Below are 13,219 nucleotides of genomic sequence, written 5' to 3' on the forward strand. Positions count from 1 at the left end.
GTCGATCGATAAGCAGTGTCGACCGATCGAAAGCGCAGCCGGACGACTATAAATGAGGTTGAAATTATATCTTTAATCTAGTTTAATATCGAAAATTAAATCGGGCTGGAATTTTCGGGATTTCGGAATCATGCCTCAGTCTCCGTCCATCGTGCCCCATCCATATCCACGTGACGTCTATATTGTGCTTGAGGATTTCGGAGGTGGGCTCGGACGTGCCTGGAGCGAAACCTCCGAAGAGGACGCTAGTCGAGCGACGCTGATGCGCCAAATAATGGAAGGCCAATACAAGCATCCTGCTCGGATCGTAGTCTTCAACACGGTAGAGGGCTGGTCCCGTGATGTAACTGTAGAGATTGCAGATGAACTGCGCCGCTGCTTTGTCGAGTTCGATGACATTGCCCCAGCCGCGTTGGAATTCATCGAGAGAGTTGGAAGGAGTTGATTGTGGTGCCCACCGTACCCTAGTTTGCGCCAGTCTCACCAGCTTATCAGAGATGAGGATGATGCGACAGCACGAACGAACAAGCTACCGCGGCGAGGCGTGAGGCGACAGCTTGGTGCGGTATTAGGCCATCCCGTTGTTATGTCTGGTTGTGTTGGGAGCTGCCATGTCGATGAACTTCCGCAGCCGTGCGCCTCAGCTGACTGCCGGCAAGCAGATATTGTCATACGATTGAAAGAGGCGGAGCATCGATCGATGGTCGAACGCAGCTTTCTGGCCGTCGCGGACCGGGTCCAATATTGGCACGTGACCGACCTCGACGCCGCTGAGCCCTGCGATGCCTGCCGCACCTGGAGGCAATGATCGCGAACCTGATCGCTATGTTGCGAACGGACGACCCGCGGTCCTAAATGCTTGCTGGTGAGCTCGAGGCAGTAACAGTCGGAGCCGCCGGGCAGCCTTCACTCATTCGCGATTCGTCAAGATCAATGTTCATCCTCGCCAGGATGTAACCGAAGGCGAGCCCAAGGCATTCACTTCTTCGACCCCGCTCTCCATCCGTATTCCTCATGCGGAATCGTTGCGGTGATCTCGACGTCATTGCCGGCCGAAACGCGCCAGGCTGCCACCCCGAAGCACAAGGTCAGCGTCAGGGCGAGGGCAAGCAGAAGCATAGAGACGAAATGGCTCACGCGCGTGTATCCGTAAATCTGAAACCAGTTGAGAGCGTGCACAGAGGCCCGATTCGGAAAATGCAGACGATCTGACCCATCGGCCGTTTTCCCCATCCTTACACGGGGCCAAAAGCGCTCACGATCCCGATCGTGATCGGCACGAGTGCGACCACCACCCACAGAGCGGGCGAGCTGGAGGACAGGCCGACGACCAGTATCAAAACACCGATACCTACGAGGGCCGCTGAGATTGCGTAGGCGACTGCCTTTTCCATCTGTCGATCCACGAACAATAAGGGATCGGTCGCGCAAGCACGACTCGAGGCAAATCGAAACGTTCCCGTCTCGATTTAATTTGGTCTCAAAATTTCATTTAATTCTGTTTCAATGGCTTAATTTCGCCAAATTACAACGCGCTTTCTGCGCGTCGGGGCAGGGCTATTAACCCGGAGTCCTGCATGTTCAATCGAGTAGTCGTAGCTTTATTGCTCGCTTTTGCGACATCCATTTCTTCTGAAGCACGCCCCTTGCGCGCCGCTTCGCCACCTGAATGCAACGTGATTATGCCATGCGACTTTTCATCTTCGCTGGTGCAGGCGCAGAGATACACGAGACCGGCACCGCGCCTGCAGCGAGGTGCCGTTGCTAGCCTACGGATGTCTGTGGCCAGCTCAGGGGCCTTAAGTAGTGAGATCGTCAGCGGTCGTCCGGCCGGTTGCCCTCGATCGTTCTGCGGATGTGGTGCGGCGATCCGAGTGTTTGGTCGGGTAGTACCGGAACTGAACCTCGCAGCCAATTGGCTGCGCTTTCCCCGCACCTCGCCAGCACCGGGAATGGTTGCCGCGCGACGTGGACACGTCTTCGTCCTTGAACAGCACATCGCCGGTGACATCTGGAAGGCGTACGATGCCAACTCAGGTGGGCACGCAACGCGAATTCACCCGCGGTCCCTGCGAGGGTACACCATCGTCAACCCTCATGCGGCCTAGGGCCATCGCGCAGCGTTCCCATTAGATTTTTCTCGCCACGTTCCGGAGCATCCGGCTCGCGGCTTCCGCTCAAAAACAGGGCCGCAGCAGTTTTCGCTGCGGCCCTGAAGTTGCAACTTGATTCTGCGCCAGCTTGTTCTCGCAGTTGGTCCCGAACACCGAAGTTGATAGGTCCGCCATCATGGGAAGCTTCAATGCAGCCAGGGCGTTCCATGACGATCATTGGTGTTCACATCAGAACGATAGAATTCGACGATGCGGTGCTTCATTGAGACCCGGACACGATAACCAGCGGATATCCACGCTCTCGCTTGAGGACCTGCTCTCTTCAGTGTGCTCCACCACGCAGTGAAGGTGTAGGCCGATCTCGGCAGAGGCTTCCCCAAGATCGCTTCAATTTCTGAAAAGGACAGGCGGAGACTTTGACCGTTCTCCGTTCGCAGCCTTTCATGCAATGGCTGGTAAATCGACCTCGGCATGCGAGCACTATATCGACAAAATGGGCCGGCCGCCCGGCATTGGAATAGCAGTCTGGTGCATATAGAGCGCGGAGGCAAAAGGCATTATCATTCAGGTCTGCAAGACCTCGCGGAGCCTGACGCAGCGACGCCTCTTTAGTGTTCCCTTAGCTCTAGGTCTCTCAGCAGCACGTGGAGAAAGTCGCTGGCGTGGTCATAGCATTTACGACCATTCACGATCTCGCGGGTGCGCGGCTCCAGTGTGCTGGCGATGGCTTCCGCGCCGGGTAGATCAGCCTGGTGCGACCACTGCTGTAGCAGCCGATCAGGAATGTTTTGAGCGGATCCAAACAGCTTCAGCACACAATAATCGGCATCGTGCTTGTGATCAGCTTTCGCATAAAAAGCGAATAACCCTCGAAAGGTATTACGGGAAACGGCAGGTTTTGCCATTTAACATTCCCCAACGTAAAATCGACTCGCTTTAAGTCTAGAAATCTGACGCGTTAACAAAATAAAATCCAGTGGAATTTAATCGCTTGTCTTCGAAAAAGAGGTCATCAGAACTGACGTAAATCGAAGCGCCATACATCACAGTTCGCGCCGTCCTGCGTCTCCGATACCCTATGCTGCTACGGGACAATCGACCTTAGCAGGCGGCCGAGTAGGATGGGCGGGCCAGGGGCTGCCCCGCAAAATTGCTACCAGACCTCGCAAGTGACTGAGACGACCGATGTTCGCTCAACCCTCTCCCGAAGTCGCTCTCGTAATCAGACAGTCGGTCTGGCGCTGCCCGTAGCGCGCGATAGATCTGTCCCAGATCGAGGCCAGTTCAATTTGCATCGGCTGCGGCGACCCACTCGATCGGGGTGTCGCGACCGCAGGCCGGCACCTAGCCGCTCGATAGGCATTGTCTGGTCGCCATTTCATGGCTTGACGTAGGTCCATCCCTGCTCCTGCAACTGCATCACCCTAACGACGCCCGACCTCACCACTTGGGCTTTGGCAACGATGGGAATGTCTTTATTTTCGGCCTTTTGCATTTTCTCTTGCGTGTTTCCACAGGCTTTGAATGATACTTCCGGCGTGCTCAGAGCCATTTCCTCGATTCGTGCTTTCACCGGCGACGTGTCATCGCGGAGCATATGGAGGCCGGGGCCGAAGGTAATCACCTCAACTTTCACCCCTTCACCAACCTCCTTGTAGTATTGCGCGACGTTGAGTGCATTGTTCAATGCGAGATTCATTGACGCGGAGTCGCTTGTGTTGACCTGAAGGATTAAGCGGTGCTCTTTCTTGGCAGCAGACGATGGCACGATGCGCGCCAGCTCAAATTGTTTTGGCGTCGCGGCCCGCGCCGATGAATTCGCGTGCGTTCTTGCCACGCCATGTGTTGAGGCTGCAGGCAAACTAGGCTGTGCCGGGAGCAGGCGAGTCTCCTGTGCCGCGGAACCAGACAGCCCGACCAGGAGCGAGATGATTGTCGCGATCATCGCTGTGATAATCTTCGGAAATTTGGGCATTATGTTGTTTCTCCAAGCAAGCTGAGGTTCATGATCAATTGTTGGGCTTCGCGATCGCGCGTGGCCATTTGCATGTTGTCGCCAATTTTGCACGCACGCTCTCGATACCATCGAGAGCGAACACTGCACCGGCGCCGGCCCCCGTCCGGCGTGACACATGCACAGAAAGTTCGCTGTGGCCGGGGATCGATTGCAACAGGCGAACGACATCGCTTTCAAGTGCGACACCGCGCGCCGCCGTGATTGTCGAGACCTGAAAAGGTGGATCATCATTGATGCGCAGGGAGACGGTGTAATCCTCGCGGCGGCCCGATAGGCCGGCTCCATCAAGCAACACTTCGGTCAGGCCGCCGCGACACCGTATCGACAGGCTCATTGCTGCGTCGGAACTGCCCCCTTGAGATGGTAGTGTAGCCTTGATGATCGATGAATAATCAACCGGCGAGGTGGTCTCGCTGACGATCCACGCCCCGGCTCCATTTGCGGGCCGATCAGAGACGCGAACCGGCGCCATAGGGTCTTCGGCGCCTCGGGCCCGAGCGAGGTCATTTGCGATCGCGAGCGTCACGACGAGAGCGATCAGGGTGAACGTCATTGTGCCGCCTGGCTCGAACGCGGCAGACGATCGAGCCAGGCCTGCGCCGCGGGAAAGCGCGTCAGGCCAGGGACCGTCGCCGCCAAGTTGATCGACTTCCATTTCGGATCGAAACCGGGCTCCTGCAGCTTGTTGATCCGCGAGAACAGGCGGTCGACAAAGCGCGCCACACGATGAAAGCGATTGGATTTGATCGGCCAATTGAAAGCGACCAGCACGGTTGGAACGGCAATAGTTGCCACGCGTTCCCCCTGCCTGATCAAGTTCGGGTAATCAGCTGATTCCAGCCAAGATGGCAGATAATAATCTTCGAACTTGCTCTCGTAGGGGACCGGCAGGAACTTGAAGCCGGCCTCCCAACGACCACGTATGAATGCGTCCACCGGCTTCGATGTTATGAAAACGACGGCGGCCAGTTCACCCCTGCGCAGTTGTTCCATCGCAACCTGATGGGGGATGAATGCCTTATCGACCTCGATCCCAAGCCGGCTGAAAATCAGCGGGCCCGAATAAGCTGCGGCGGTACCTTGGGTGTTGAAATTGACCTTCTTTCCGACCAGATCACTCAAGCCCTGAATTTCAGGCCTGACGAATATGTGCAGTTCAGATGGAAACAGGTTGAGCACATAGGTGATCCGTCGCTGGATGTCCGGCACTTGGCTCTTGTACTCGTCAAGTGCGTCGGAATTGATGATTGCTGCATCAATGCCCCGCAAATAAAGCAGCGAATTGACGTTTTCGGTTGCGCCACGGGTCACGATGGGCAGCACGTGGAGGTCCGTTCCATCATCGGCCACTCGCGCCATTTCCGCGGCAAGCCGAATGGGAGCTCCTTCCAGCAGACCTCCGGCAATTCCAACAGTCCAATCGTTCATGGCCGCAATTTCCGCCCTTGCATGATCCGCACGCGCCCGCTGAGTCTGCTGGGCCATTGCTGGGCAACAGCCCATGATCAGAAGCGGAGCGGCTATCACGACGAGTAGAAACCAAGAGCGTATCCCAACCAGCTGCTTCATCGATCCGGCTCTCCTAGGAACGTCTATTCGGTTTTGTCCGCTGCGCTCTTCACTTCAAGTTCGATCTGACAAGTCGATACAGCGCACGACCATCCGTCTGCACCGACGCTGCTAATGACCAAGTGCGTCGAACCGCTCCCTTGCCTCCTTGACCCCTCCGGCTGCTGCTCTGGCGTAAAGCTCTCGCGCCTTGGACGTGTCGCCGCGCGTTCCGCTCGCGCCCCATTTGGCAAGCAGGCTCGGATCATACGTTTCGGCGAGCGCGAAACTTGCCGGTGCGCTCCCTAATTCAGCAGCACGCTCCAGGACAACTCGTGCCGCGCCAATGTCGCCTTGTCGAAGCAATCCGGTTGCGCGAGCGATCAATCGCACGAGCTCGGCTGCGTGTTCGTTCCCTAGAACCGCAGATGGCGTCTTCGGCTCAGCTGCTATGACCACGAGCTCTCGCGGAGATTGCTCGGGCGGCCGCTGCGGCGATGCCGGCAGCAGTGTTCGGAGCAGTTCCCTCGTTGGCGAATTGCCGGCTCCCCCTTCTCCCGACACCCCCGCGGGTAGCCACGGTCCGACTTTCGGGCGCGCTGCGGCAAGTTCTTGCTCATCTGGGCTGGATTGGTGGCATTCTCGCCCGAGCTGTTTTTTCAACTGTTCGGCTCGATCGTCGTTTGCTGCGGCTTGCGCTTCGTACGCGAACAGCTTGGAGCGCACCTGCGAGAGATCTTGCGCCAGCGCATCTGCTCTTTCGTGCTCTTCCCTCAATGAGAGCTTCAGTTTGGCCGAGGTATTCTCTGCCGTTCGGTTGGCCTGCGCCGTCTCTTCGATTACCTTCGCGATCTGCTGGGATCGGTTGTCGAGCTCGATTCGCGTCGTCGCGAGCGTCTCCTCCAGCTGTTTGGTACGATCGTGCTCCTGTCGGAGGCTTGCCTGTACCTGGGCCTCCGCTGCCTCTTTTGCACTGATCTCTGCGGCTTGTCTGGTTATCTCTGCCGACTGGGTCTCCAGGTCGTGATGAGCGGCTGTCAGCGTCTGCTCCAAACGGTTTGCCCGATCTTTCTCCCGCTCGACAGCTTGTTGCCGCTCGCTCGGATCACTCTGTGCCGGGTGTTCGGGTTCGCGAGCCTCGGCGCCGATTTCGCGGCTTAGCCGTGCCTGCACTTCGAGATCGTTGCGCGCCTTGGTAAGTTCCCGTTCCAGACGCTCCGTGTGCAAGCGCTCCTCCCGAAGCGATTTCTGCAGCTTATCGGTTTCATTCTCGGAGGCCTCCGCAATGCTGGTCCATTGCTCGCGTGCATGCTGCAACAGCCCCAGCACGGTATCCTGCTCCCGTCGGCATGTTCGGAGGTCAGCAGCAAGGGCCTGTATCCTCTCCTGTTCTGCGGCGAGTGCTTGCCGTGATCGCTCGGTATTGCTGATTGTGGCTTGTGCGAGCTTCAGGAGTGTCGTGTCGGCAGATTGTTTCGGCCGCGCCGCGCGCCACCCTCCCGAGCCGGTCGCGCCGCGCAAGTGCGTCGCAATGACAGGGGCGTCGATCGCCGACCGATTTGGCTGCTGCGCGAGAACGGGTATCGTCAATACCGATATTACCGTCAGGACAGTCGGTGCAATCCACGCCGACCTTGTTGCGCAGGTGCGCGCAGAACTACGAGCGCAATCCGAGGCAATCCACACGTCTGAGCGGCGAACGGGCGATCCAAGGCCCGGCCCTGCCTGCATCGGCGCTTGTCCCCACATCCGCGACATTAATGCGTCAATCTGTTAATTTGGTTTATGCATAGGCAAAAATAAACCCATATTATATTTTATTCAATGGTTTATCGTTAATCAAGGTTCGAGCGATGCGGCTCGTCGCTTTCCCTTGAGAAGGAGATGGTCCAATGCTCCACCGAATCCCTTCGCTCATCGTTGCGATTATCACGAGCGTATCTGTGCTGTCCCTGGCCCAAGGAGGCGGCGCAGTGGCGGGCTCCGCAGGGGCCGGCACTGGGACGGGCACGGGCAGCGCTCACACTGGCGGGTCAGCTCCGTCCGGCATGGGTACAAATGCGAGCAGCGCCAGCCCTGGTCCATCGGCACCTCCAGGAATGGGGACACAAGACGTTGGTACCGGTGCAAACCTGAACCGCACCACCCAAACCAACAGTCCGGACGTTCAACCCGCCACGTCGAAGTCGCGGGCGGCGGCGCAGGCCAAAAGAAATGCCGGCGCTGGCCACGCTCAAAATGGTCTGCCGATCGGAGCTATTGGCACCGGCACGAGCAACGAGGAGCAGATGATCGTTGGACCGTCACCTAACCGAAAAATACCGGCAGCGAAGGTCGACGGAAATATCGCTGGAATAGTTGGTAGGGGCTCCAGCCTTTCGGACCAGGTGAGCCGGCCGCGCGCCGCACGAGCTGGGGAAAAAGTGCTGGACGCCAAAGTGCAAGTCCAACGGCGAACGACAGTTTCGCACAAGCGCATTTCCGACCCAGAAAACAGAACTCGGTAGTCTGAGCTGACCGAGCCGGGCAGCCGAGCGCGCTTTGGCGTCCCTGCTCAGGTCTGCGCGCCGCCAGACGAAGGCGCCAGCAGGGCTTGGTTCTCCATGAGGGCGCCTTGAAGAGGACTGACGCCCGGCACACGGCCGAGCGGGATTTGGGCTAGGCGAGAGCATTCACGCGGTTATGCGAGCGCTCGATTCCGCGGCATTCGGATCATGTCCGATCGGTCGGAGCGAGGAGCCAGCCGTGCATTGTTCGAAATGCTCGCGAAGCATGTCATTAGCCAAGTGCTCCCAGAACTCAGCTTCGGCGAGAAGCTTCCAGCTTCGATCAGGATGATGCGCAGAAGTCTGTCGGCACAGCGACGCCATCGCGCGCAAGCGGCGTACGGTCTCCATCCACTCCTCCCATTAGTTTTCCCTCACCTTATTTTCTGTTTTGCGTCATATTAATTATGATTATACCGGATAACTAAATTTGCCTTCCATGGCGCGACTACCGAAACGATTTGACGCGAACGACTTTCGCTTTGCTTTCAAATTGTCTTTCAGATGAAGCGCTGCTTCACAAAACTAAAAACAGATAAAAAGTCAGGCTTAAACCAACTCAGGTGCGGGACATGATCTGCAGCATGCCGCTCGGGGATGATCTCGGTCAGAGCCGGAAGGGGACGCCGGATCCAAGTGCAGCACTTTTCCTGGCACAGAGCCTTCACTCGCATCGGCCTGCTTTGAAACTCCGCTGCGCGCACGCCTCATTGGGGAGCGACCGGGCGGCTTGGAGTTGTGCCAAAGGGTTATCGGAGGCTTCAAGGTCGATCCGTGAAACGATCGTCTTCGAGTTCGCTGACACGCGCGCCGCTCGCCATCATTGAATCCGCGTGCGGCAACTCATCCCAAACCGGGGCCTACGCATCCGTGACGCCGGCCCTAATCTCGCTCTTTCTCCGAGGCTTCGCCCTTCCGCCCTTCGCACTTGCTCTCGTAGCCTGTGCAATTGGGCAAGCAGGCTGACGAGCTCCATCGCCGTTTGACGCAGAGCAGCCAAGCGGCTGCAAACCCCACTACTCACTACAATACCCCCAAACAGGCCCTTGCAGGATCAGCGATCGGAAGCGTTAGTTTGCGCCGACCTGCCGGTGTGACGCTTAACTTACGGTTCATGAGGGCGTCAGTTCGCTTTACGACGATAGGCCAAAATATTTCGCATCCCTCCAGTAAGCCCTCGCAGAAATAGCCGCCAAGACAGGAATCTGGATGAACGCTGCGCCATCATTGAGCGCATCCAGTCCGTACCAAGACTAGTTCCCAGCCGGTGCGGCAGCCATGCCGCAACAGGTCAACTCCGCACACGCGGCGTCAAATGAGGCGGTCGGCCCAAATTCGTGTAATGCTAGTCAGTTCGGCTCCGCGTCTGTACCGAAGCCCGCTACGCATCAGCACAGCGGCGCTTCCTCGAATATCTCCCTGGGCCGCACGACCGGCTCATCGACCCAGGCCTCGCGAGCGAACCAGTTGTGATTGGCGCGACAGACCGGGCAACGAGTATTGCCATAAAACACAACGCTCCGCAGGAAAGCCTCACGGTCCGACCTAATACCAGTAGGAATCGCGCGACCGGTTTGCGGACATTTGACCATGATCATTCCCATGCGAGCCTCCCTAGGAAATTATTATTCGTTGTGGAATGAAAGAGAACCGGCCGGCTGGAGTGCGTCGTCATCTCAGTGTGGGTTACTTGGGGGGCATCGCACACTGGGAGTGCTTGTTCGAGCAGGGCGGGTTGCTCGTGACGACGTTTTTCCAACCGGCCGGATCGCTGCTTGAGCGATTCCTTGGACGCCGCCACTCTTTGGCTCGGCAGCGCGGGCGTTGATTATTCGTCTCTCGACAGCGCATGGGGCGCCGCTGAAAATGGGCCAATCTGAGCGGGTGGGAGTTTTGCGCGTGCTATGCCGCTCGCGACGAAGACGATCATGTCGCCCGTGATGGGCAAATTGGCTAATTCGATCACCGGTTTCACTCCACTCTCGTCAGCAAAATATTCTTCGTTAGAATTTAATCCTGCAAATTAAGCCTTGCGCTGTCGGTCTGGTTTGCGACTCTCGTCAAGTTTTATTTTTTGCTGTCCTGCAGGCAGGAGGCCAAGATCATCGCGGCGATTTCTGCGACGGTGTTCTCGGTCGGCTGTTATTTCGACGCAGGCCCGCTTCTTGGTATTTGAATGGTTGCATCCGGTTCAAACATGAAATAAATATTGATTATATTGAGATCATATAAATCTCGTTGTTAATTGTTGTCAATGACGTAAGCTGTTTTCGTCAATTTTTTTGGTCGGAGGAGACGATGCGGGAATCAGTCCAGAAGAAGCGCAACTCCACCTCGGCTGCGAAGCAGTTGGCTCAAATGCGCGAGAAACTAGCGAGCATCAGCGAGAGGGAGCGCGTTCTACGAGAGCGGAGTGCTGCTCGCGAAGTTTACCGCTATCTGCTGGACTCTCACCGGTTGACCGCGCCGGCGACCTTTCTCGGAGGACAAGTGTTGAATATTTCTCCATCTGGGGTGAACGAGGGTGGTCAGCTGGCGGGGTGACCCGGGGCCGTATGGTCATTCGAAACGAATCTCAGTCAGGCGATGTGCATCCGCACTGAACGTGGATTTGCACCGCTGCAGCACGGCAATCAAGCCGAATTTCCTCGGCAACTGCAGCTCGTTGGAACGCGCCGCGGACAGTACATTGCAGGATGTTGTCGCCACCGCGTCGACACGGCGGCGAGACAGATATCGTTGCTATCGGGAATAGCCATGCTGGAAAAAACATCGGCAGAGATGGTGTTGAGACCCGCCGCGGGTGCAGTCTTCGCGCTGGTGGACGGTCGATCAGTGCTTTTCAGCGAGACAAGGCAGAAGCTCTATGAGTTGGACCAGCTAGGGGCATTCATTTGGTGCAAGTTGGCAGAAGGCGCTTCTTTGGAAGACGTCCATCAGGAGCTCGGGCAGCTAGGCATTGGCGAGCGCGCAGCGCGCGAGTTCACGTGGCAGGCGATGAACGTCTGGATCGATCGAGGGGTGCTCGATCTCGACTGGCGAATGTCGGCCGATTGTGCCTTCTCAACGGTTCTTGGTCAGCGCAGGATCAGCGTCCGGGCTGCAAATCGGGAGCTCTCGCAACAGTTGATTTCGCTATTTTGTGTTACGGACGACAGCGGCGAGGAGGAGGATATTGCGATCGAGACAATGATGCTCGGCGATCGAGTATTCTTCCGCGGGAATGACGGGAGCATCCATAGATGTGAAGCCGCAGCTCTGGCCCCTACAATCAAAGCTCACATCACCGAGCGAGTTATCCGAAGCAATCAGTGGGCTTTCGCGCTCCACGCCGCTTCTCTTGCAAAGTGCGGCATGGGCTTACTGCTGTGCGGCCAACCGGGAGCCGGCAAGTCGACTCTTGCACTAGAACTGGTAGACGCTGGATTTCAGTATGCCGGCGATGACGTTGCGCTGATTGGGGCTGACGGAACGATCTGCGGCATCCCATTTGCCCTCACCCTCAAGCAGGGATCGTGGCGGTTGCTATCCCGACTGTATGGCGATTGGAACGACGTGACGCACCGCCGGTCCGATGGCGCCGAAGTGCGGTATTTGCCGATTCCGGATGCGCACAATGGGAGCCTCTCTGCCAAGTGGATCATCTTTCTGAACCGGGTTGCAAGCGGCCCCGTCGAGCTGACCCCCCTGGATCAGCTTGATTCGATCAAGCGGCTCATTGAGGGCGCTTTTGCCGCAGACGGGAAGCTGTCGCAGTCCGGCTTTTTCGCTTTGAAGCGGATTGTTGCGGGCGCGCGATCGTTCCAACTTACCTATTCGGAATCGGCCCAGGCTCGGGAGCTGCTGATGGAGTTGTGCAATGACAAGGCATAGTGCGGCACTGACAAGCCTTTGCAACTGCTTGCGAGGCTTGCCGCCCGCCGAAGTGGAGTGGACCTCCGTCATCGGGCTCGCAAACCAGACGTTGACGACGCCTGCGCTCATTGACTTCGTCGATCAATTTGCATCGGTGTTGCCGGAGGACGTGTGCACCTATATCCGCCAGATCCATCGCCGAAACGTGCTGCGCAACGACCGGTTGGCCGGTCAATTGGAAGAGGCTGTCATTGCGATGAACGGCCAGGGGGTTACGCCGGTGTTGCTCAAGGGTGCGGCAACGCTGGCCACAGCACCTGTCGAGCGGCGAGGAGTTCGGCTGATGTGCGATCTGGACATCATGGTCATGCCGGACGAAGCTGAAAGGGCGGTCGCCGCTCTGAGCGCAATTGGCTATGAAATTCATCACCAAACTCCTGCCGGAAGCCGAAGATGGTACATGGAGCTGAATCGATCGCGGGACGCCGGAACGATCGATCTACAGCGGAGCGCTCTCGGCCCCGCGTACCTCTATGCTGGCCCCGGATGTGCTCTGAACTACTGCGTCCCCGCGCTGCTTGGGCGGGCCAGCGCGTACGTCCCCACGCCAACTTATCGAGCGCTGATGTTGATCATCCATGATCAGTTTCAAGACTACGGCTACTGGCTTGGCGAACTCGATCTGCGGCATCTGGTTGAGTTGCGCGACTTGAATGATTCCGAAGGGCTGGACTGGCAAGAACTTGCCTCTCATGTCTCGGGCGAACTGATGAAAAACGCGGTCGAAACCCAGCTGCTCGCTCTCGCTGCGCTGCTTGGGGTCGAGATCCCGCGCTCAATGCGCTCCCGACTCATTCCCCGTCTGCAGTTCATGCGACAATTGATGCAAGCGCGCTTTCCGGCCACACGTGTGCCATTCCTCGCAATGACGGTGCTGGACCTCAGAAATTACCGGAGGGAGGCGACATCTGGTTGCACGCAAACCGGCATGCGCCGGCCTGGATTGTGGTCCGTGCCAAGAACGGACACCTTACAGTTCCTGTTGAGGGCCGCCACCGCCGTTCGTGTCGGAAAGGTGTAAGCCAGCAACGCTCGCACGCCTTCAAGGCCAAACAGTTTTAGCAAACGCATGTCTGCAA

The 13,219-nt window shown here is 57.6% G+C and carries 12 protein-coding genes and 1 pseudogene; 3 read left to right on the forward strand and 10 right to left on the reverse strand.

The genetic code is table 11. The features are described 5' to 3' along the window. Nucleotides 1-978 precede the first annotated feature (978 nt). Both ABIB90_RS36440 and ABIB90_RS36445 read right to left on the reverse strand, forming a co-directional pair. Complete coding sequence (locus ABIB90_RS36440; protein WP_354171021.1) at nt 979-1,137, reverse strand: hypothetical protein; 159 nt, start codon at nt 1,135-1,137, stop codon at nt 979-981. Between the two features lie 98 nt (nt 1,138-1,235). Further along, on the reverse strand, nt 1,236-1,394 hold the full coding sequence (locus tag ABIB90_RS36445) for a hypothetical protein (RefSeq protein WP_007592914.1): 159 nt from the start codon (nt 1,392-1,394) through the stop codon (nt 1,236-1,238). 420 nt (nt 1,395-1,814) lie between these two features. On the opposite strand from ABIB90_RS36445, the pseudogene ABIB90_RS41720 reads away from it, so the two are divergent. Next, a pseudogene (locus ABIB90_RS41720) lies at nt 1,815-2,108 on the forward strand (hypothetical protein); the annotation flags it as partial. A 191-nt stretch (nt 2,109-2,299) separates the two neighbouring features. Here the strand turns inward: ABIB90_RS41720 and ABIB90_RS41725 are convergent. From ABIB90_RS41725 to ABIB90_RS36480, 8 genes are all read right to left on the reverse strand, one after another. After that, nucleotides 2,300-2,587: a DUF7662 domain-containing protein gene (locus tag ABIB90_RS41725; RefSeq protein ID WP_502917052.1), complete on the reverse strand. Its 288-nt coding sequence runs from the start codon at nt 2,585-2,587 to the stop codon at nt 2,300-2,302. A 135-nt stretch (nt 2,588-2,722) separates the two neighbouring features. Then, complete coding sequence (locus tag ABIB90_RS36450; protein WP_354202490.1) at nt 2,723-3,019, reverse strand: hypothetical protein; 297 nt, start codon at nt 3,017-3,019, stop codon at nt 2,723-2,725. Between the two features lie 473 nt (nt 3,020-3,492). Beyond that, a complete protein-coding gene (locus ABIB90_RS36455) occupies nt 3,493-4,089 on the reverse strand; it encodes a DsrE family protein (RefSeq protein ID WP_354171016.1) in 597 nt (198 codons plus the stop codon). 34 nt (nt 4,090-4,123) lie between these two features. Then, complete coding sequence (locus tag ABIB90_RS36460; RefSeq protein WP_354171014.1) at nt 4,124-4,684, reverse strand: hypothetical protein; 561 nt, start codon at nt 4,682-4,684, stop codon at nt 4,124-4,126. Further along, on the reverse strand, nt 4,681-5,700 hold the full coding sequence (locus ABIB90_RS36465) for a TAXI family TRAP transporter solute-binding subunit (RefSeq protein WP_354171012.1): 1,020 nt from the start codon (nt 5,698-5,700) through the stop codon (nt 4,681-4,683). The genes ABIB90_RS36460 and ABIB90_RS36465 overlap by 4 nt, the downstream gene beginning before the upstream one ends. A gap of 111 nt (nt 5,701-5,811) precedes the next feature. Then, the gene (locus tag ABIB90_RS36470; protein WP_354171010.1) at nt 5,812-7,269 is read right to left on the reverse strand and encodes a coiled-coil domain-containing protein; all 1,458 of its coding nucleotides are present in this window, start codon (nt 7,267-7,269) and stop codon (nt 5,812-5,814) included. Nucleotides 7,270-9,613: 2,344 nt separating this feature from the next. Further along, nucleotides 9,614-9,829, reverse strand: coding sequence for a hypothetical protein (locus tag ABIB90_RS36475; protein WP_246649160.1), 216 nt, complete (start codon nt 9,827-9,829; stop codon nt 9,614-9,616). Between the two features lie 224 nt (nt 9,830-10,053). Beyond that, a complete protein-coding gene (locus tag ABIB90_RS36480; protein WP_354171007.1) occupies nt 10,054-10,200 on the reverse strand; it encodes a hypothetical protein in 147 nt (48 codons plus the stop codon). Nucleotides 10,201-10,982: 782 nt separating this feature from the next. Between ABIB90_RS36480 and ABIB90_RS36485 the strand changes: the two genes are divergently transcribed. Both ABIB90_RS36485 and ABIB90_RS36490 read left to right on the forward strand, forming a co-directional pair. Continuing rightward, complete coding sequence (locus ABIB90_RS36485; protein ID WP_354171005.1) at nt 10,983-12,098, forward strand: serine/threonine protein kinase; 1,116 nt, start codon at nt 10,983-10,985, stop codon at nt 12,096-12,098. Next, nucleotides 12,085-13,161 (forward strand): nucleotidyltransferase family protein, encoded by a 1,077-nt coding sequence (locus ABIB90_RS36490; protein ID WP_354171003.1) that lies wholly within the window; start codon nt 12,085-12,087, stop codon nt 13,159-13,161. Before ABIB90_RS36485 ends, ABIB90_RS36490 begins: the two co-directional genes overlap by 14 nt. The last annotated feature ends 58 nt before the right edge of the window (nt 13,162-13,219 follow it).

The sequence above is a fragment of the Bradyrhizobium sp. JR4.1 genome, from assembly GCF_040548605.1.
In the GTDB taxonomy this organism is placed as follows: domain Bacteria; phylum Pseudomonadota; class Alphaproteobacteria; order Rhizobiales; family Xanthobacteraceae; genus Bradyrhizobium; species Bradyrhizobium canariense.

Coding starts and splice junctions, on each gene's coding strand:
- ABIB90_RS41725 (WP_502917052.1), bottom strand. CDS start 2,587: ATGCCGAGGTCGATTTACCAGCCATTGCATGAAAGGCTGCGAACGGAG.
- ABIB90_RS36455 (WP_354171016.1), bottom strand. CDS start 4,089: ATGCCCAAATTTCCGAAGATTATCACAGCGATGATCGCGACAATCATC.
- ABIB90_RS36465 (WP_354171012.1), bottom strand. CDS start 5,700: ATGAAGCAGCTGGTTGGGATACGCTCTTGGTTTCTACTCGTCGTGATA.
- ABIB90_RS36485 (WP_354171005.1), top strand. CDS start 10,983: ATGCTGGAAAAAACATCGGCAGAGATGGTGTTGAGACCCGCCGCGGGT.
- ABIB90_RS36445 (WP_007592914.1), bottom strand. CDS start 1,394: ATGGAAAAGGCAGTCGCCTACGCAATCTCAGCGGCCCTCGTAGGTATC.
- ABIB90_RS36450 (WP_354202490.1), bottom strand. CDS start 3,019: ATGGCAAAACCTGCCGTTTCCCGTAATACCTTTCGAGGGTTATTCGCT.
- ABIB90_RS36490 (WP_354171003.1), top strand. CDS start 12,085: ATGACAAGGCATAGTGCGGCACTGACAAGCCTTTGCAACTGCTTGCGA.
- ABIB90_RS36475 (WP_246649160.1), bottom strand. CDS start 9,829: ATGGGAATGATCATGGTCAAATGTCCGCAAACCGGTCGCGCGATTCCT.
- ABIB90_RS36460 (WP_354171014.1), bottom strand. CDS start 4,684: ATGACGTTCACCCTGATCGCTCTCGTCGTGACGCTCGCGATCGCAAAT.